General features: G+C 65.4%; 17 protein-coding genes. 15 read left to right on the top strand and 2 right to left on the bottom strand.

What is annotated here, in order from left to right:
- Window positions 1-10 precede the first annotated feature (10 nt).
- From rapZ to A5790_RS07295, 15 genes are all read left to right on the top strand, one after another.
- Entirely contained in the window at window positions 11-910 is a 900-nt protein-coding gene (gene rapZ, locus A5790_RS07365; RefSeq protein WP_197506180.1) for an RNase adapter RapZ, read from the top strand.
- Window positions 907-1,920 (top strand): uridine diphosphate-N-acetylglucosamine-binding protein YvcK, encoded by a 1,014-nt coding sequence (gene yvcK, locus A5790_RS07360; protein WP_066842311.1) that lies wholly within the window; start codon window positions 907-909, stop codon window positions 1,918-1,920. Before rapZ ends, yvcK begins: the two co-directional genes overlap by 4 nt.
- Window positions 1,917-2,894, top strand: coding sequence for a DNA-binding protein WhiA (gene whiA / locus A5790_RS07355; protein ID WP_094286752.1), 978 nt, complete (start codon window positions 1,917-1,919; stop codon window positions 2,892-2,894). Before yvcK ends, whiA begins: the two co-directional genes overlap by 4 nt.
- 42 nt (window positions 2,895-2,936) lie before the next feature.
- Window positions 2,937-5,609 carry an NB-ARC domain-containing protein gene (locus A5790_RS07350; protein WP_369829774.1) on the top strand — a complete coding sequence of 891 codons (2,673 nt, stop codon included), beginning with the start codon at window positions 2,937-2,939 and terminating at the stop codon, window positions 5,607-5,609.
- Window positions 5,566-5,847 (top strand): hypothetical protein, encoded by a 282-nt coding sequence (locus A5790_RS07345; protein ID WP_156656324.1) that lies wholly within the window; start codon window positions 5,566-5,568, stop codon window positions 5,845-5,847. Before A5790_RS07350 ends, A5790_RS07345 begins: the two co-directional genes overlap by 44 nt.
- 4 nt (window positions 5,848-5,851) lie before the next feature.
- On the top strand, window positions 5,852-6,562 hold the full coding sequence (locus tag A5790_RS07340; RefSeq protein WP_066842307.1) for an ABC transporter substrate-binding protein: 711 nt from the start codon (window positions 5,852-5,854) through the stop codon (window positions 6,560-6,562).
- 78 nt (window positions 6,563-6,640) lie between these two features.
- Window positions 6,641-7,660 (top strand): type I glyceraldehyde-3-phosphate dehydrogenase, encoded by a 1,020-nt coding sequence (gene gap, locus A5790_RS07335; protein WP_066842305.1) that lies wholly within the window; start codon window positions 6,641-6,643, stop codon window positions 7,658-7,660.
- 4 nt (window positions 7,661-7,664) lie between these two features.
- Window positions 7,665-8,903, top strand: coding sequence for a phosphoglycerate kinase (gene pgk, locus A5790_RS07330; protein WP_066842303.1), 1,239 nt, complete (start codon window positions 7,665-7,667; stop codon window positions 8,901-8,903).
- A 14-nt stretch (window positions 8,904-8,917) separates the two neighbouring features.
- Window positions 8,918-9,703 carry a triose-phosphate isomerase gene (gene tpiA, locus A5790_RS07325; protein ID WP_064426640.1) on the top strand — a complete coding sequence of 262 codons (786 nt, stop codon included), beginning with the start codon at window positions 8,918-8,920 and terminating at the stop codon, window positions 9,701-9,703.
- Between the two features lie 46 nt (window positions 9,704-9,749).
- Window positions 9,750-9,983: a preprotein translocase subunit SecG gene (gene secG, locus A5790_RS07320; protein WP_066842301.1), complete on the top strand. Its 234-nt coding sequence runs from the start codon at window positions 9,750-9,752 to the stop codon at window positions 9,981-9,983.
- A 51-nt stretch (window positions 9,984-10,034) separates the two neighbouring features.
- Window positions 10,035-12,833, top strand: coding sequence for a phosphoenolpyruvate carboxylase (ppc, locus tag A5790_RS07315; RefSeq protein WP_066842300.1), 2,799 nt, complete (start codon window positions 10,035-10,037; stop codon window positions 12,831-12,833).
- A gap of 103 nt (window positions 12,834-12,936) precedes the next feature.
- Window positions 12,937-14,160 carry a DUF1214 domain-containing protein gene (locus tag A5790_RS07310; RefSeq protein WP_231987634.1) on the top strand — a complete coding sequence of 408 codons (1,224 nt, stop codon included), beginning with the start codon at window positions 12,937-12,939 and terminating at the stop codon, window positions 14,158-14,160.
- Window positions 14,157-15,302 (top strand): sulfotransferase, encoded by a 1,146-nt coding sequence (locus tag A5790_RS07305; RefSeq protein ID WP_066842298.1) that lies wholly within the window; start codon window positions 14,157-14,159, stop codon window positions 15,300-15,302. Before A5790_RS07310 ends, A5790_RS07305 begins: the two co-directional genes overlap by 4 nt.
- A complete protein-coding gene (locus A5790_RS07300; protein WP_066842297.1) occupies window positions 15,302-15,928 on the top strand; it encodes a TetR/AcrR family transcriptional regulator in 627 nt (208 codons plus the stop codon). Before A5790_RS07305 ends, A5790_RS07300 begins: the two co-directional genes overlap by 1 nt.
- Before the next feature lie 10 nt (window positions 15,929-15,938).
- A complete protein-coding gene (locus A5790_RS07295) occupies window positions 15,939-16,742 on the top strand; it encodes an SDR family NAD(P)-dependent oxidoreductase (protein WP_066842296.1) in 804 nt (267 codons plus the stop codon).
- 15 nt (window positions 16,743-16,757) lie between these two features.
- Here the strand turns inward: A5790_RS07295 and A5790_RS07290 are convergent, their stop codons facing one another.
- Window positions 16,758-17,129: an ATPase gene (locus A5790_RS07290; protein WP_066842294.1), complete on the bottom strand. Its 372-nt coding sequence runs from the start codon at window positions 17,127-17,129 to the stop codon at window positions 16,758-16,760.
- A gap of 213 nt (window positions 17,130-17,342) precedes the next feature.
- Window positions 17,343-18,779: an HNH endonuclease signature motif containing protein gene (locus tag A5790_RS07285; protein ID WP_066842292.1), complete on the bottom strand. Its 1,437-nt coding sequence runs from the start codon at window positions 18,777-18,779 to the stop codon at window positions 17,343-17,345.
- Window positions 18,780-18,892 lie beyond the last annotated feature (113 nt).

The following is an 18,892-nucleotide window of genomic DNA, read 5'->3' as shown; positions in this document are numbered from 1 at the left end:
GGACCAGGGAATGCACGAGGATCTTCGCGACGAGGCGAGCGCCGACTCCGGCATCGACGTGGTTCTGGTCACCGGACTCTCGGGTGCGGGCAGGGGCACCGCGGCCAAGGTGCTCGAGGACCTGGGGTGGTACGTCGCCGACAACCTCCCGCCGGAGCTGATCGCGCAGATGGTCGAGTTGGGGCTGGCGGCCGGATCACGGATCACCCAGCTGGCGGTGGTGATGGACGTGCGCTCGCGCGGGTTCACCGGAGACCTGGACTGGGTGCGCAACGAGCTCGCGACCCGCAACATCGCGCCGCGGGTGGTGTTCCTGGACGCTTCAGACGAGAGCCTGGTGCGCCGCTACGAACAGAACCGCCGAAGTCACCCATTGCAGGGCAATCAGACTCTGGCAGAAGGCATTGCGGCCGAGCGTGCGCTGTTGGCCCCCGTCCGCGCGTCGGCCGATCTGGTGATCGACACCTCGACGCTTTCCGTGCCCGCGCTGCGCGAGAGCATCGAGCGCGCCTTCGGGGGCGAGACCATCGCCCACACGAACGTCACGGTCGAGTCCTTCGGCTACAAGTACGGGTTGCCGATGGATGCCGACACCGTAATGGACGTCCGGTTCCTGCCGAACCCGCACTGGGTGGACGACCTGCGCCCGCACAGCGGCCAGCATCCCGCGGTCCGCGACTATGTTCTCGGGCAACCGGGTGCAGGCGACTTCCTGGAGACCTATCATCGGCTGCTCGACGTAGTCATCGACGGATACCGTCGCGAGGGGAAGCGATATATGACCGTCGCCATCGGATGCACCGGCGGCAAACATCGAAGCGTGGCGATCGCCGAGGCACTGGCGGCGCGGCTGCAGGGCGGTGATGACCTGACGGTGCGGGTGTTGCACCGGGATCTGGGGCGCGAATGAGCGCGCGGATCGTTGCGCTCGGTGGTGGGCACGGGCTCTATGCGACCCTGTCGGCGGCGCGCAGGCTGACGCCGCACGTGACGGCCATCGTCACGGTCGCCGACGACGGCGGCTCGTCAGGGCGACTGCGCAACGAGCTGGATGTCGTGCCACCGGGTGATCTTCGAATGGCGTTGGCCGCTTTGGCATCTGACAGCCCGCACGGCCGACTGTGGGCGACGATTATTCAGCACCGGTTCGGTGGCAGCGGGGCGCTGGCCGGGCATCCGATCGGCAACCTGCTGCTCGCCGGCCTCAGCGAGGTGTTGGCCGACCCGATCGCCGCACTCGACGAACTGGGCCGCATCCTCGGCGTGAAGGGTCGCGTGCTTCCGATGTGCCCGATGGGGCTCGGCATCGAGGCCGACGTGGCGGGTCTGGAATCTGACCCTCGCATGAGTCGGGTGATTCGCGGCCAGGTGGCGATCGCCACCACCGTGGGCAAAGTCCGTCGCGTGCGGCTGCTGCCGGGGGATCCGCCCGCCACCCGACAGGCCGTCGACGCGATCATGGCCGCGGACCTGGTGGTGCTGGGCCCCGGCTCGTGGTTCACGAGTGTGATCCCGCATGTACTGGTTCCCGAGCTCGCGGCAGCGCTGCAGGCGACTGCGGCGCGCCGGGCGTTGGTGCTCAACCTGGTGGCCGAACCGGGGGAGACGGCGGGCTTTTCTGTCGAGCGACACATTCACGTGCTCGCGCAGCATGCGCCCGACTTCACCGTGCACGAGATCATCGTCGACGCCAGCAGGGTGCCCAGTGAACGCGAGCGCGAGCAACTGCGTCGGACCGCGAACATCCTTCGTGCTCAAGTTCAGTTTGCTGAGGTGTCCAGACCTGGTACACCTTTACATGACCCGGCGCGCTTGGCCGCGGCATTGGAGAGTGTGCGTCTTCGGGGCGCCGCCGCTCCGGCGCCGGCAGTGCCCACGTCGACAGCGAATGGACCGAGAGGTGACGACCCGTGGCGATGACAGCCGAGGTCAAGGATGAGTTGAGTCGGCTGATCGTCAATTCGGTCAGTGCTCGGCGCGCCGAGGTGGCCTCCCTGCTGCGGTTCGCCGGCGGATTGCACATCGTTTCGGGACGCGTGGTCGTCGAGGCGGAGGTCGATCTCGGCATCATCGCCCGGCGGCTGCGCAAGGACATCTACGACCTGTACGGCTACAACGCCACCGTGCACGTCGTATCGGCCAGCGGCATCCGCAAGAGCACCCGGTACGTGGTGCGGGTGGCGAAGGACGGTGAGGCGTTGGCCAGGCAGACCGGTCTGCTCGACCTGCGGGGCCGCCCCGTGCGCGGGCTGCCGGCCCAAGTGGTCGGCGGCAGCGTGGCCGATGCCGAAGCAGCCTGGCGCGGAGCATTTCTGGCACACGGATCGCTCACCGAACCGGGACGCTCGTCCGCGTTGGAAGTCAGCTGCCCGGGTCCTGAGGCGGCGCTGGCACTTGTCGGCGCCGCCCGCAGGTTGGGGGTGAGCGCGAAAGCGCGCGAGGTTCGCGGCACCGACCGGGTGGTGGTGCGTGACGGCGAGGCCATCGGCGCGCTGTTGACGCGCATGGGTGCGCAGGACACCCGGCTGACATGGGAAGAGCGCAGGATGCGGCGCGAGGTGCGGGCCACCGCCAACCGGCTGGCCAACTTCGACGACGCCAACCTGCGGCGCTCGGCACGGGCGGCGGTCGCCGCGGCAGCGCGCGTGGAACGGGCGCTGGAGATCCTCGGCGATACGGTGCCCGACCACCTCGCCGCCGCGGGCAAGCTGCGCGTCGAGCACCGGCAGGCGTCGCTGGAGGAGTTGGGCCGGCTCGCCGATCCGCCGATGACGAAGGACGCTGTGGCGGGCCGCATTCGGCGGTTGCTGTCCATGGCCGATCGCAAGGCCAAGCAGGACGGCATTCCCGACACTGAGTCGGCTGTCACGCCGGACCTGCTCGAGGACGCCTAGCGCCGACCGGCCACTTGTCAGGCGCATTTCGGTGAAAGGCGTGTGACAAGCGCTCTCTCGGCCGACACTTCACTTGTGTCCGCGGGCGTCCCGCCCACCGGCGTCGTGACATTCCTGTTCACCGACATCGAGGGTTCGACTCGTCGGTGGGAGTCCGACGCGGATGCCATGCGGGTTGCACTTGCTTGCCATGACAAGGTGTTGCGCTCGGCGATCGAGGCGCACGACGGATTCGTGTTCAGCCACAGCGGCGATGGTCTCGCCGCTGCGTTCGCGTCTCCGAGCGCCGCCGTCGACGCAGCCATCGCCGCCCAGCGCGAGTTGGAGCTCCCCGTGCGCATGGGAATCGCGACCGGTGAGGCCGAACTGCGTGACGGTGACTACTTCGGAACGGTGCTCAACCGTGCTGCTCGCGTCACGGCGGCCGGGCATGGTGGCCAGATCCTGGTGGCCGAGTCGACGGCGGTTCTGCTCGACGGTGTCGAACTGCTGAACCTGGGGCCGAAGCGCTTACGCGACGTGACGCGCCCGATCACGATCTTTCAGCTGCGAACCCAAGGCCTTCCATGTGACTTCCCGCCATTACGCAGCCTTGACGCTGACCGGGGAAATTTCCGACCTGTGGGAAGAAGGTTGGCTGGGCGTGATGACGAAGTGGCCCGGATCGCGGCGGTGTTGCGCACCAATCGATTCGTCACATTGACCGGTGTCGGTGGAGTGGGCAAGACGCGTCTGGCGCTTGAGGTCGCTGGTCGTTTGACCAACGATTTCACCGACGGGGTCTGGGTTTTCGAGCTTGCGTCTGTGGCCGACGCAGGTGCCGTGGCTGATTCGGTTGCCGCGATCCTAGGCATCGCTCAACAACCCGGGATGAGCATGTGTGATTCGGTCGCGGCTGTCTTGGAGAACCGGAAGCGGCTGTTGGTCTTCGATAACTGCGAACACGTGTTGGACGCGACCGCAGGACTTGTCGAGGCCATCCTCGCGAAGTCCTCGACCGTGAGCATCCTCGCCACGAGCAGAGAGGGCTTGGGCGTCGCCGAAGAACAGATCTGGCCGGTCCGCTCACTCTCTGACGATGCCGCGGCGGAGCTGTTCGTGGAGCGCGCCGGCAGCATTGCTCCTGGCGCTGCCGTCCACGAAATGGATGCGGTCACCGACATATGTCGTCGCCTCGACGGCATTCCGCTGGCGATCGAACTCGCTGCTTCTCGGGTTTCGGTGATGACGCTGACCGATATTCGTGACCGACTCGACAAGAGGTTCAACCTCCTCGTGGGGGCACGGCGAAGCTTGGAAAGACACCAGACACTTCGTCACGCGGTGCAATGGTCATACGACCTCTTGAGCGCCGAAGAGAAGAGACTGTTAGAGCGGTGTTCGGTGTTCGCCGGTGGGTTCGACATCCACAGCGCCTGCGCCGTGGCCGGACCGGAATACGACGAGTTCGCGGTCGTGGATCTTCTCGAGTCTTTGGTGCGCAAGTCGCTGCTCACGGTGGACCGATCCGAGCAGACGGCTCGGTTCTCCATGCTCGAGACCGTTCGCCAATTCGCAGAGGAACAGCTTGCCTCTTGCGGTGCGGCAGAGGAGGTTCGAAACGCCCACGCCCGCTACTTCGCGCAACTCGAGAACACGATGCTGTCCTTGTGGGACAGCCCTGAGCAACGCTACGCGTATCGCTGGTTGGCGTTGGAGCTAGCGAACTTGCGCACAGCCTTCCGCTGGGCGGCCGATACAGGCGACATTGACGTTGCCGCCACAATCGCAACGTATGCGGGGCTTCTCGGCATAGGGGTCGAGAGTTACGAGCCGATGACCTGGGCCGAAGAGATGATCGAGCTTGCCGTCGCTGTAAACCATCCCCGGCTGTCGAGTTTGTATGTGGTCGCAGCGGTGTGCTGGATGGCCGGCAGGTTGGAAAACGCGCTTCGATATGCCGAAGCAGGCGCCGCCGTAGTGGCGCGCAACGAGAATGCGCCGCCGTACGGGATGGAGGGTTGGCTGGGAGCGGCCTACCTTCCGGCCGGCGAGCCGTTGCGGTGGGCCGAACTATGTCAGGCTCAACTCGAACGGCGCGGTGATAACCACGTGTACATCCGTGGCTGCCGGGTGTTCGGTCTTTCGTTCGGGGGGCTTGTTGACGACGCGATGGAAGCGGCGAAGGGATTGGTCGAAGCGGGGGCGGCAACTCGAAACCCTTATATGCACACGTTCGCAATCGCCGCAAGTACGTTCCCACTCCATGCGGAAGGATCAGACGCCGGCTTGGAGGACTGCCGCGAAGGTTTGGCGATGGCCCTGGATAGCGGAAATCGTTTCAACGCCTCGATTCTCGCTCCGGGGATGGCCAGGTTTGAGGCACTTGAGGCGGTTACCCCAGAGGCACTCGAGCACTTGACGTTGGTCCTACGCAATTACCACGACTCCGGCAACGTCGGTAGCATTCGCAGTCCACTCGCCGTGCTGAGTACATTCCTTTACCGCGTGGGTCTGTACGAATCGGCAGCGATTATCAGCGGGTTTTCAATGAGTCCTCTGGCTCAAGCGGTACTGCCGGAGTTCAGCACCTCCATCGCCCACCTCCGGACGGTGCTCGGTGACGCCACCTACGAATCACTGGCCTCCAGAGGTGAGTCGATGTCGATGGCTGCCGTCGCGGAGTACGCCTATGGCGAAATCGACCATGCGCGAGCTGAACTCGACCGACCGTGATGAGGCGCATGACCGCGTCGTCAAGGCTGCTGTCGACGCCCAGCGCCGATTCGAACTACCGGTGCGCATGGGCATCGCGACCGGTGAGACCAAGGTTCGCGATGGGGACTACTTCGGCACAGTCCTCCACCGGGTGATGGCGGCCGGGCCCGGCGGTCACATCCTCGTGGCCGAACTCGCGACCTACGCCTACGAGCAGATCGATCAGGCCCGCGCGCAGCTGCAGCAACTACGGTGAACCCATGGAGACGCTGAGAGTCGGTGTGGCGATGCCCGACCCACCCTTCAACGGGATGCCCGACGACGGTGGGCTCGACATCGACCTGATGCGCGCGCTCAGCGAGAAGATCGGCGCGACAGTCGAATTCGTACCCTACGACGGCGCCGACTTCGGCGGCATCTTCGATGGTCTCGGGTCGAAGTACGACTGCGTCGCCGCCGGAACTACCGTCACGCCCCAGCGCGAGGAGAAGGCGACGTTCCTCCCGCCCTACGTGATCTCCGGTCAGGCGCTGGCTGTCGACATTCGCCGGCTGCCGCGTGTCACGTCCGTCGACGACCTCGAAGGCCTGACCATCGGCGTTCAGCGGGGCAACACCAGCCGGCCGATCGCCGAGCGACTCGTCGCCGATGGCAAGGCCGGTGCCGTCCGCGTCTATGAGTACACCGCGATTCGCGACGCGTTGAGCGACCTCTCGACGGGTGGCTGTGATGCCGTGATGAAGCTTGTGCCGGTGCTGACCGAACTGGTCAAGCCGGTCCCTGGCGTCGAGGTCGTCCAGCGCGGCATCACGATCGAGGACATTGCGATTGCCGTTCCGCGCGGTGACCAGGTGCTTCTCGGTCGGCTGACAGTCGCGCAAGCCGAGTTGGAGGCCGACGGCACGCTGCAACGGATCCGCCGTAAATGGCTCGGCAACCCCTATGCCGACCAGCGCCTGACCGCGCACTGACCAGGTGACGCGTGGCCGCTATCACACGACTAGGCTGGCGGCCGAGCACTACACGTTGAGGCGATCAAGGGAGAAACAGTGACCATCCGGGTAGGCGTGAACGGCTTCGGCCGCATCGGACGCAACTTCTTCCGCGCGCTGGACGCGCAGAAGCACGAAGGCAGGAACACCGACATCGAGATCGTCGCTGTCAACGACCTCACCGACAACGAGACCCTCGCGCACCTCCTGAAGTTCGATTCGATCCTGGGCCGGCTACCCGAAGACGTAGAGGTCGACGGCGAGGACATCATCATCGGCGGGCACAAGATGAAGGGACTGTCGATCAAGGAGGGCCCCTCGGCCCTCCCGTGGGGCGACCTCGGGGTCGACGTGGTGGTCGAGTCCACCGGCATCTTCACCAAGCGCGACAAGGCGCAAGGCCACCTGGACGCCGGCGCCAAGAAGGTCATCATCTCCGCGCCTGCCACCGATGAGGACATCACCATCGTCTTGGGCGTCAACGACGAAAAGTACGACGGCAGCCAGAACATCATCTCCAACGCCTCGTGCACCACGAACTGCCTCGGCCCGCTGGCCAAGGTGCTCAACGACGAGTTCGGCATCGTCAAGGGCCTGATGACAACGGTCCACGCCTACACGCAGGACCAGAACCTGCAGGACGGTCCCCACAAGGACCTGCGTCGCGCCCGCGCCGCCGCGCTGAACATCGTGCCCACCTCCACCGGCGCCGCCAAAGCGATCGGCCTCGTCCTCCCCGAGCTGAAGGGCAAGCTCGACGGCTACGCGCTGCGCGTGCCGATCCCCACGGGTTCGTGCACCGACCTGACCGCGGAGCTGTCCAAGTCGGCCACCGCCGACGAGATCAATGCGGCGTTCAAGGCCGCCGCGGAGGGTCCGCTCAAGGGCATCCTCAAGTACTACGACGCACCGATCGTGTCCAGCGACATCGTCACCGACCCGCACAGCTCTATCTTCGACGCGGGTCTGACCAAGGTGATCGACAACCAGGCCAAGACGGTGTCCTGGTACGACAACGAGTGGGGTTACTCCAACCGGCTGGTCGACCTGGTCGCGCTTGTCGGCAAGTCGCTGTAACGCCGTGGCTTCGTCTTCCATCAAGACTCTGGAAGACCTTCTTGGTGAAGGTGTTTCGGATCGGGGAGTGCTCGTCCGGTCGGACCTCAACGTTCCGCTCGACGATGACGGCAACATCACCGACCCAGGTCGCATCACCGCGTCGGTGCCCACGCTGAAGGCGCTGTCCGATGCCGGCGCCAAGGTGATCGTCACCGCGCATCTCGGTCGACCCAAGGGCGGCCCCGACCCGAAGCTCTCACTGGCTCCGGTCGCCAAGGCGTTGGGCGAGCAACTCGGCCGCCACGTGCAACTGGCCGGTGACGTCGTGGGAACCGACGCACTGGCCCGTGCCGAAGGCTTGACCGGCGGCGACATCCTGCTGCTGGAGAACATCCGCTTCGACCCCCGCGAGACCAGCAAGGACGATGGCGAACGGATGGCGTTGGCCCGGCAACTCGCCGAACTCGTCAGCGGCGCAGACGGTTCGCCGGGGGCTTTCGTCTCCGACGGTTTCGGGGTGGTGCACCGCAAGCAGGCGTCGGTGTACGACGTCGCGACCCTGCTGCCGCACTATGCGGGCACCCTGGTGGCCGCGGAGGTCAAGGTGCTCGAACAGCTGACCACCTCCACCGACCGGCCTTACGCCGTCGTGCTCGGCGGGTCCAAGGTGTCGGACAAACTGGCGGTCATCGAGTCGCTCGCGGAGAAGGCCGACAGCCTGATCATTGGTGGCGGTATGTGTTTCACCTTCCTTGCCTCACAAGGCGTTTCGGTCGGCACCTCGCTGCTGGAGGAAGGCATGATCGAGACGTGTCGCAAGCTGCTCGACACCTACGCTGACGTGATCCACGTGCCGGTCGACATCGTGGTGGCCGACAAGTTCGCAGCCGATGCGACGGCCGAGATCGTCGCCGCGGACAAGATCCCAGCCGACAAGATGGGCCTGGACATCGGTCCCGGCTCGGTCGAACGGTTCACCACGCTGCTGTCGAACGCCAAGACCGTGTTCTGGAACGGGCCGATGGGCGTCTTCGAGTTCCCGGCCTTCGCGGCGGGCACCAAAGGCGTCGCCGAGGCGATCATCGCGGCGACCGGTAAGGGTGGCTTCAGCGTCGTCGGCGGGGGCGATTCGGCTGCCGCGGTCCGTCAGCTCGGCCTGGACGAAGAGGGCTTCTCCCACATTTCCACCGGGGGCGGGGCCTCACTGGAATACCTTGAAGGCAAGAAACTGCCCGGCATCGCTGTTTTAGAAAAAGAGTGAGAGGTCCTGGAATCGTGAGCCGCAAGCCGCTGATCGCCGGCAACTGGAAGATGAACCTCAACCACTTCGAAGCGATCGCACTGGTGCAGAAGATCGCGTTCGCATTGCCTGCGAAGTACTTCGACAAGGTCGATGTGACGGTGATCCCTCCGTTCACCGACCTGCGTAGCGTGCAGACCCTGGTCGACGGCGACAAGCTGCTGCTCACCTACGGCGCGCAGGATCTCTCGGAGCACGACTCCGGCGCCTACACCGGCGACATCAGCGGCGCGTTCCTGGCCAAGCTGGGATGCACCTTCGTCGTCGTCGGGCACTCCGAGCGGCGCACGTACCACCATGAGGATGACGCCGTCGTGGCGGCGAAGGCGGCGGCCGCCTTCCGGCACGGGCTGGTGCCGATCATCTGCATCGGTGAGCAACTCGAAGTCCGCGAGGCGGGTAACCACGTCGAGCACAATGTCGAGTCGTTGCGCGGGTCGCTGGCGGGCCTCTCGAACGAACAGATCGGCCAGGCCGTGATCGCCTACGAGCCGGTGTGGGCCATCGGCACCGGCCGGGTGGCCAGCGCCGCCGACGCCCAGGAGGTCTGCAAGGCGATCCGCGACGAGCTGGGCAAGTTGGCGACGCCGCAGCTGGCGGCCGGTGTGCGGGTGCTCTACGGCGGGTCGGTGAACGCGAAGAACGTCGGCGACATCGTCGCGCAGGAGGACATCGACGGCGCTCTGGTCGGGGGCGCCTCGCTCGACGGCGAGCAGTTCGCCACCCTGTCGGCCATCGCGGCCGGCGGCCCCCTGCCCTGACCGTCCGATTGGTGAGCATCGTCGTCGATTAGGTAGTCTTGCGCCCATGGAATTGGCCCTGCAGATAACCCTGGTCGTGACCAGCCTCCTGGTCGTGCTCCTGGTGCTGCTGCATCGCGCCAAGGGCGGCGGTCTGTCCACGCTCTTCGGTGGCGGCGTCCAGTCCAGCCTGTCGGGGTCGACGGTGGTGGAGAAGAACTTGGATCGGCTGACGCTATTCGTCACCGGCATCTGGCTTGTCTCGATCGTCGGCGTCGCGCTGCTGATCAAGTACAGCTGATTCCCAGCACCTCGCCGTGCGGGCCGACTGTGGCCCGTCGATACTTGAGTCATGGCTGAAATCGCCGGGCTCGAACCGATAGGCGCGGTCAGGCGGACCAAGGTGGGGCGTGACGCCACCGAGCCGATGCGAGAGGACATCCGCCTTCTCGGCGCGATACTCGGCGACACCGTGCGCGAGCAGAACGGCGACGAGGTGTTCGACCTCGTCGAGCGTGCCCGCGTCGAGTCGTTCCGTGTGCGCCGCTCTGAGATCGACCGCGCGGAACTGGCGGGAATGTTCGAGGGCATCGACATCCGTCGGGCGATCCCGGTGATCCGTGCCTTCACCCACTTCGCTCTGTTGGCCAACGTCGCCGAGGACATTCACCGAGAACGTCGTCGAGCGATTCATGTCGAAGCAGGGGAGCCGCCGCAGAACAGCAGCCTTGCCGCCACCTACGCCAAACTCGACGCCGTCGACCTCGATGCCGACACCGTCGCCGAAGCCCTCACCGGGGCAATGGTTTCGCCGGTGATCACTGCGCATCCGACCGAGACCAGGCGCCGCACGATCTTCGACACCCAACACCGCATCACCGAGCTGATGCGCTTACGCCTGCACGGGCGCAGCGATGCCGACGGTCGCGACATCGAACTCGAATTGCGCCGCCACATCCTGACCCTATGGCAGACCGCGCTGGTTCGGTTGTCGCGCTTGAAGATCCAGGATGAGATCGAGACAGGCCTGCGGTACTACCCGGCCGCGTTCTTCGACGTCATACCGCAGGTGAACGCCGACGTCCGCACTGAACTGCAGGCCCGCTGGCCCGACACCGGGCTGCTCGACGAGCCGATCGTGCGGCCCGGTTCGTGGATAGGCGGGGACCGGGACGGCAACCCGAACGTCACCGCCGACGTCGTCCGGCGCGCGACCGGCAGAGCCGCCTACACGGCACTGGACCACTACTTCACCGAGATCACCGCGCTGGAAGAGGAGCTGTCGATGTCGGCGCGGCTGGTGCGGATCAGCGACGCGCTCGAAGCGCTGGCCGCGCGGTGCGAGGAACCCGCGCGGGCCGACGAACCCTATCGGCGAGCGCTGCGCGTAATCCATTCCCGCCTGACATCGACGGCGAAGGAGATCCTCGACGAGCAGCCCGAACACGAACTCTATCTGGGGCTCGAGCGTTACGAATCGCCGGCAGAGCTGCTCGCCGACTTGGATGTGGTCGACGAGTCGCTGCGTAGCAACGGCAGCGCGGTGCTGGCCGACGACCGGCTGGCCAGGTTGCGGGAGGCGGTGCGCACGTTCGGGTTTCACCTCAGTGGTCTCGACATGCGGCAAAACTCCGACGTGCACGAGGAGGTCGTCGCCGAGCTGTTGGCCTGGGCCGGTGCGCATCCCGACTACGGCTCGCTGAACGAGGCGGACCGGGTGGAGCTGCTCGCGGGTGAGCTGTCGACTCGGCGTCCGCTGGTCAAGGCCGGCGCTGAACTGTCCGAGCTGGCCCGCAAAGAACTCGACATCGTCGCGGCGGCTGCGCGAGCGGTGCGGGTCTTCGGGTCTCGGGCGATTCCGAACTACATCATCTCGATGTGCGAGTCCGTTTCGGACATGTTGGAGGCGGCGATCCTGCTCAAAGAGGTCGGGCTGCTGGACGTCTCGGGGGAGACGCCGTACGCACCCGTCGGCATCGTCCCGCTTTTCGAGACCATCGACGATCTGCAGCGTGGATCGTCGATTCTCGAAGCGGCGCTCGATCTTCCGGTGTACCGCTCGGTCGTGTCCGCGCGCGGGGAGAGCCAGGAGGTGATGCTCGGTTACTCCGACTCCAACAAGGACGGCGGCTACCTCGCGGCGAACTGGGCGTTGTACCGGGCGGAACTGGACCTGGTGGAGTCGGCGCGCAAGACCGGAATTCGGTTGCGCCTCTTTCACGGTCGCGGTGGCACCGTGGGTCGAGGCGGTGGGCCGAGCTATGATGCCATCCTGGCCCAGCCTCCTGGCGCGGTGAACGGATCGCTGCGACTCACCGAGCAGGGTGAGGTGATCGCGGCGAAATACGCCGAACCACAAGCGGCGTACCGCAATCTCGAGACCCTTCTGGCCGCCACGTTGGAGGCCACGCTGCTCGATGTGGAAGGTCTCGGTGACGAGGCCGGCCCAGCCTACGAAGTGCTCGACGACCTGGCCGCACGCGCTCAGCGCGCATACGCCGAATTAGTGCACGAGACACCGGGATTCGTGGACTATTTCAAGGCTTCGACGCCAGTGAGCGAGATCGGCGCGCTCAACATCGGTAGCCGGCCATCGTCGCGCAAGCCGACGACGTCGATCTCGGACTTGCGCGCCATCCCGTGGGTGCTGGCGTGGAGCCAGTCGCGGGTCATGCTGCCCGGCTGGTACGGCACGGGCACGGCTTTCGAGGAGTGGATTGCCGAGGGTCCGCAGTCGGAGGAGGACCGCGTCGAGGTGTTGCGGGACCTATACCGGCGGTGGCCGTTCTTCCGTACGGTGCTGTCGAACATGGCGCAGGTCATGGCCAAATCGGACCTGGGGTTGGCGGCCCGCTACTCCGAGCTGGTCGACGACGAGGAGTTGCGGCGGCGGGTGTTCGACAAGATCGCCGCCGAGCACGAGCGCACGATCCGGATGCACAAGCTCATCACCGGTCAGGACGATCTGTTGGCGGACAATCCCGCGCTGGCCCGTTCGGTGTTCAACCGCTTCCCGTACCTGGAACCGCTGAACCATCTCCAGGTCGAGTTGCTGCGGCGCTACCGATCCGGGGACGACGACGAACTCGTCCAGCGCGGCATCCTGCTGACGATGAGCGGGTTGGCAAGCGCACTGCGAAACAGCGGCTGACACGGGTCAAGCGTTGACACTCCTGCCGTGAGGTGTCACAGTCGAAGCGTCTTAAGTGAAAACATGGTTTTCATCTAAGCTTGCCTGACGGTTGGAGAGACTCGTGGGCGACGCGAACCCGATGGCGTGGCTGCCGTTCTCCGTTGCCCAGGCGGGGCTGACCGGCCCGGGTAGCGACGTGGGTGAGCTGGCCCCGGCGTGGGGGCATCTCTTGGATCGCTTGAGGACCGCCGGCTCGATCGTCTCGTCCACCGACGTCAACCGAAACAACGTCGACTACGCATCCGGAATGCGCCACTTGTTGGTGTTGTTGGCCGTCGGCATCGACGAGGCGCTGCGGGCCGATCGTGATCCGGTGTTGGCGGTGACCCGCACCAGCACCGATGACGTGCTGACGTGGGGAATGGAGTGCCCGGACTGTCTCTACCTGCGAGCCGCGCTGCGCAACGGCGAGACATACCGACTGTTCGGAAATCGGGGCACGGCACGGTATGTCGGCCTGCAGACCATGGACGGGATCGCATCCGCTTCCAATTGCCTGGTCGATGAGCTCGAACGGGACGCCGACGGCAATTTCGAAGTGGTGCTCTCGGCCGATGAACAACCCGGCAATTGGATGCGGCTGGACGGCGACCATCCCACTCTGGTGGTGAGGCACTTCTTCTACGACTGGGAAACGGAGAAGCCCTCCTCGCTGCAGATCGAGCGCATCGGCGACGAGGTCGAACCGAGGGACCGGCACGAAGCGACCGGCGTGGCCGTCGCACGCCAGATCCACGCGCTGGGGGACTTCGTCCACGACAACCTCAAATTCTTTCTCGACTTCAACGCGGGCCCGCCGGCCAACGGTTTCATGCCTCCGATCGACCGCTCCGATATCGGTGCGGCAGCTGAGAATCGCCCGGTCATCGGTCGCTACGAACTCGAACCCGACGAGGCATTGATCATGGAGGTCGAACCACCGCGGGGCGTGTACTGGAGTTACTCTCTGGGCAACCCCTGGTGGGAGACCATTCATTACGGCAAGCATCAATCCAGCCTCAACGCGCACCAAGCGACGATCGACGCCGACGGGATTCTGCGGGTGGTCGTCAGTTCGCGCGATCCCGGCGTCGCCAATTGGCTTGACACGGCTGGACACAGCAACGGGGCGATGATCTTGCGGTGTGTGCGCACGGAGACCGCACCGACCCCGGATGTACGAGTGGTCAAGTTCGCCGATGTCAGCTCCCAACTGCCTGCCGACTCCGCGACCGTCAGTCCCGAGCAGCGTGCGGCCGTCATCGCGGCGCGGCGGCGCGCGGTCCACGAAAGGTTCTCCGCATGACCTTCATCGTGGACGAACTCGAGGAAGGCGCACGGGTGGCGACGGGCCTCGACGACTTCGGTTCGCCCTACTATCGCGAGGGTTTGGAGCGCACCGTCGACGCCCTGAACAATGAAGCGGACCTCAACGAGATGGGAAACGTCATTCAGCACGCGACCATCAGCAACGCACTCATACAACGGTTGCGGATCGTCGAAACCTATCGGCAGCATCCCGAGATCGACGACGAGGTCGTCGGTGGCCCGGTGTTCGTCATCGGGTTACCGCGAACCGGAACGACGGCGCTGAGCCAACTGGTCGCCAGTGATCCGCAGTTCCGCTCGCTGCGGATGTGGGAGTCTCAGGCGTGCACTCCGCCACCGGAAGCGTCGTCTCAGCACGACGATCCGCGGATCGCCCAGGCGGCCGAGTCGATCGCCATCATGGACAGCATGTTTCCGCGCATGCGGACCATGATGAATTCGGAGCCGGAGGCTCCCACCGAATGCCAGGACCTGATGGGCATGAGCTTTCGCACTTTCCACTTCGACGGGGTGGTGCGGGTGCCCGGGTACCTCGCCTGGCTGATGCAGTGCGATATGCGCGAGACATACGCTTTCCACCGCCAGGTGCTCAAACTCCTGCAGTGGCATTGCCCGCCGACGTTATGGCACCTGAAGACGCCGGTGCACATGTTCTCGCTTGGCGCTCTTGTCGAGGCGTATCCGGAGGCGAAGTTCTTGTGGTGCCACCGCGATCCGGCGAAGGTACTGGGCTCGGTGTGCAGCTTGATCCGGTACGTCCGCAGTTGGAGCAGCGATCGCGACGACCCTCATGAACTGGGCGCCGAGCAACTCCAGTGCTGGGTCGAAGCCGTAAGGCGCGCAATGAACTTCCGAAAGCGCTTCGGAGATGACCGGTTCACCGACGTGTCGTTCGCCGACTTGAACGCCGACCCGATCGGCGCCCTCGAGAACAGTTACCACCGGCTGGATCTGACATTCACCGACGAAGCCCGCAGGCGGGTGCAGGAGTGGGCGGACGGCCACCGTCCCGGCGCGCGCGGCGAGCACACATACGAGCTCACCGACTACGGCTTGACTCCCGAGCAGGTGCACGAAGCCTTCGCCGATTACCTCGCGAGTTACGACGCCACCGCGTGATGGACACGGTAGCCCGGCGGAGACGCAAGAAGATGGACCCCGATCCGGGCGTGCGCGATGCTTTGGTCCACGCGGCCACCGAGATTCTTCGCGAGGAGGGGATCGCGTCGGTCAACGTGGCCCGGGTACTCGAGCGGGCCGCGTTGAGCACACGTGCCTTCTATCGGCATTTCGGTTCCAAAGACGAACTGGTGTCCGCGGTGTTCCTGCAGTTGGCGCGCACCGAGATGCGCAGGCTCACGCGGAAGATGGCCGCGGCGGACGACCCGGTGGAAGCGGTAGCGGCATGGATCGACGGGCGCCTGGATCTGGCCTTCAATCAGGAGATCCGATCAGACTTGCGACGAATGTCGCTCGAGGCGCAGACGCAGATGTCCTCGGCGCCCGAGTTGGTCGGCGATGCCTACGGTGAGATCCTCAAGCCGCTCGTCGAGCAGCTCGAGAAGGGAAGGGCTGCCGGACTTTTCCCAGGTATCGACCCTGTTGCCGACGCATTGTCGATCCACGGCGCGATCTGGGCGAGCGTTGAGCGCCAATGGACGACCGGCGACAGCGATCAGCATGCGGTGCGCGAACACATCATCCGTTTCTGCATGCGCGGACTCGGCGTAGCAGAACCCACGTGAAGGTGAATCGATGGACTTGGGCTTAGCAGGATCGGCTGCCGTCGTGACAGGCGGCAGCAAGGGCATGGGTTTGGCGATCGCGACGACGCTAGCGGAGGAGGGCGCCCGGGTCGCGGTGATGGCCAGGGGCGTCGAAGCCCTCGACACGGCCACGGCGAAGCTTCGCGAGGCGGGTGCAGCCGACGCCGTCGGAATAAGCGTCGACATGGCCGACCCCGAGTCCATTGCCGCCGGCTTCGACACCGTGGACCAGCGGTGGGGGGAGATCAACAGCCTGATTCACACGGTCGGGCCGGGAGACGGGTACTTCGGAGATCTCGACGATGCGCAGTGGGAGCAGGCTTTCACGCTAGGCACGATGTCGGGTGTCCGGGTGATCCGGGCCGCGTTGCCGATGCTGCGGGCCGCGGAGTGGGGCAGGATCGTGACGCTCTCGGCGCACTCGATCCAGCGCCAGAACCCGCGGATCGTCGCCTACACCGCGTCGAAGGCGGCGCTCAGCAGCGTCACCAAGAATCTCTCGAAAAGCCTTGCCAAGGACGGAATTCTGGTCAACTGCATCTGCCCCGGCACGATCGTGACGGCAAGCTTCACAGAGGTGCTCAAGGATATTCTGGCCGCCGACGGGCTCGACGCCACCGATCCCACCGACGTGATGACCTGGATCGACAACAACTTCCATCAACCGTGCGATCTCGGCCGGGCCGGCCTGCCCGAGGAGATCGCATCGATCACCGTCTATCTGGCGTCGAGGCGCAACGGCTATGTCACCGGTGCCACCGTCAACGTGGACGGCGGCTCCGATTTCGTCTGAGCCTCGCCGGCAGAACTAGAGACCTGCGGAGCGGCGCACCTTGTTCACGGCTCCGCGCACCACCTGCTCGGTCGCGGCGAGCGGTGAGATCACCGACTCACCGAGGCCGACGATGCGTTCCACCCGCCCGACGATGCCCTCCATGCGGTCCACCACGGCGTTCAGGCGGGGGGCCAGCTGATTGATCTGGTTGATCGTCTCGTTGAAGCGCTCCAGGGTGGCGTCGAGGTTGGCCGTGGAGCTGTTGAGGTCCTCGAGCGTCTCGCTCAGCCCCTCCAGGATGGTGTCGACCTGCTCGACGGTGACGTCGGCGTTCAGCGCCGCCTGGGCAAGCTTCCTGATGCGTTCTGGTCCTGTGCGGACCGGTCGACCACCCTTGTCTGCCATGAGGGCCATTATGACCGCAGCCGGGGAACCGCTGGCCGTAACCCGGCGTCTGAACAGATGTGAACGTAGAGGAAACCGCGTCCCGGCAGTGCCCCGTGGATCCGCGAATGGTCATGGCCGGATCGGATACCAGGACCGCAAGGGCCGACTACGACGCAGGCTTTCGCGACGGACACGACGATGATCTCTCGGTCCTCTCGGGCTGAACGCTGGTCAGAACGGCGGTGGTTCGTCGTCCCTGGCGAGCCGTTCGGCTAGCAAGAACTGAATGCGGCGGTTGCGCGCGGCGTTGTGCTGACGTTCCAGCGCGATCCGATACGCCTTGTCCTCTGCGCGGGTCCGCCTGCGGGTTGGCATCTTCGCGCCGCGATGAAGGTCGTCTGGTCCGCTCGGGTGCGATGCCACCGTGATGTCGCCCGTGGGCCTACCTAGCTGTTCGAAGAACTCGGCACCGCCAGGGGTGGTGGTGTACGTCTGCCCGTTGGGCGCCGTCCATATGACAGTGCCGTCCGCGAATTGTCGGTCTGACCACCCGTCGGAGCCGCACCAGAAAGTCTTCAGCAGATGGTGAAAGCCGCAGAGCAGCTTCAAGTTCGACGGATGAGTGGGTCCCATGGGGTACGGGACCGTATGGTCGATCTGGCACGCGGATGCGGGCACATCGCAACCGGGAAAGCGGCACGTCAGGTCGCGCCATCGGATGAAACGAGCCAACGCCGCAGACGGCCGGTAGCCCTGCTCGGCGCAGGGTTCGGGTAGCGGAACCGGGCGGACCTGCGCGGTCGCGATCATCTCGCGCAACATCGAGGCGGGCACCGCGCCGAAGCCTGGCAGGTACCCCGGATTGTCCGACCGACCCTCGATCGTGGCCTGCTCGGCGATGACATTGATGACGACCTGACTGGTGGGCCCGCCGGGGGACCCGTTCTGGCAATCCTCGGCCCCGCAGCCGCACTCGAGCCGCATCTGCCCCGCGCTCATCGCCGTCATCGCGTCCGCACGGCGCTGCGAAACGGTGCGCGGATCGTCGCGGCATACGGTTGCGGCGATCTCGTCGAGTCGCGTGTCGAAAGCCATGCCGTCGGCGAAGGCGAGTTTGGCCCAGACCCCGACCATGCCAGGACCGATCGGACCGACCTCGACGTAGCGGTCGTCGTTGGGCGGCTTCGGTTCCCGAACTCCGTCCGGGTCGAACTTCTCCACCCACATGTCGATGCGTTCATGCAGTTTCGGCCCGGACAGCTTCATCCATTTCGGCGACCATTTCGCGAAAGCCGCGTCGAGCCGGGCGAGGCGATCATCGTCCTTGACGTTGGAGCTGCGGTTGACCAGAGCGGTCATCATCCGAAAGTCGATCTGCCCGCGCGCGAAGACTTCGGCGACCTTGGGCAAGCGCTCGTGCAGGTCGATCGCGTAGTGCAGGCGACTGGCGGCTCGCCCCCGGCTGATGTTGAGCGCCGCCGCGACCTCGGCGACCACATTGGCGTGGCCGTCGATCGCCCAATTCGCTCGTTCGTCGTCGTCCTCGGGGGCGCGGCGGGCGTAGAGCTCACCGATCGCCATGAGTTCACGGCCGCAGGCCGCGCTCTGCTCGCGCGAAGCCGCGGTGATGGACTCAACCAACGCCGCGTCGTCGAGCGTTTCGAACATGTGTGCGATACTACTCGCGCCCACCGACATTGATTCTGTTATGTCTCTGGACATAGGTGACAGTTCTGCATCAGGACATCGGTAACACTTTGCGTGGTTCTGGTGGTGACACT

Origin of the sequence: Mycobacterium sp. 852002-51152_SCH6134967, from assembly GCF_001667105.1 — a bacterium.
GTDB lineage: Bacteria > Actinomycetota > Actinomycetes > Mycobacteriales > Mycobacteriaceae > Mycobacterium > Mycobacterium neumannii_A.
The sequence above is the reverse complement of the archived record's forward strand: the minus strand, read 5'-3'. Positions and strand labels throughout refer to the sequence as shown.

What these genes read in the sequence shown, in the direction of transcription:
- rapZ (WP_197506180.1), top strand. Translation starts at nt 11, where the DNA reads ATGCACGAGGATCTTCGCGACGAGGCGAGCGCCGACTCCGGCATCGAC.
- yvcK (WP_066842311.1), top strand. Translation starts at nt 907, where the DNA reads ATGAGCGCGCGGATCGTTGCGCTCGGTGGTGGGCACGGGCTCTATGCG.
- whiA (WP_094286752.1), top strand. Translation starts at nt 1,917, where the DNA reads ATGACAGCCGAGGTCAAGGATGAGTTGAGTCGGCTGATCGTCAATTCG.
- A5790_RS07345 (WP_156656324.1), top strand. Translation starts at nt 5,566, where the DNA reads ATGGCGAAATCGACCATGCGCGAGCTGAACTCGACCGACCGTGATGAG.
- A5790_RS07340 (WP_066842307.1), top strand. Translation starts at nt 5,852, where the DNA reads ATGGAGACGCTGAGAGTCGGTGTGGCGATGCCCGACCCACCCTTCAAC.
- secG (WP_066842301.1), top strand. Translation starts at nt 9,750, where the DNA reads ATGGAATTGGCCCTGCAGATAACCCTGGTCGTGACCAGCCTCCTGGTC.
- ppc (WP_066842300.1), top strand. Translation starts at nt 10,035, where the DNA reads ATGGCTGAAATCGCCGGGCTCGAACCGATAGGCGCGGTCAGGCGGACC.
- A5790_RS07305 (WP_066842298.1), top strand. Translation starts at nt 14,157, where the DNA reads ATGACCTTCATCGTGGACGAACTCGAGGAAGGCGCACGGGTGGCGACG.
- A5790_RS07300 (WP_066842297.1), top strand. Translation starts at nt 15,302, where the DNA reads ATGGACACGGTAGCCCGGCGGAGACGCAAGAAGATGGACCCCGATCCG.
- A5790_RS07295 (WP_066842296.1), top strand. Translation starts at nt 15,939, where the DNA reads ATGGACTTGGGCTTAGCAGGATCGGCTGCCGTCGTGACAGGCGGCAGC.
- A5790_RS07290 (WP_066842294.1), bottom strand. Translation starts at nt 17,129, where the DNA reads ATGGCAGACAAGGGTGGTCGACCGGTCCGCACAGGACCAGAACGCATC.
- A5790_RS07285 (WP_066842292.1), bottom strand. Translation starts at nt 18,779, where the DNA reads ATGTTCGAAACGCTCGACGACGCGGCGTTGGTTGAGTCCATCACCGCG.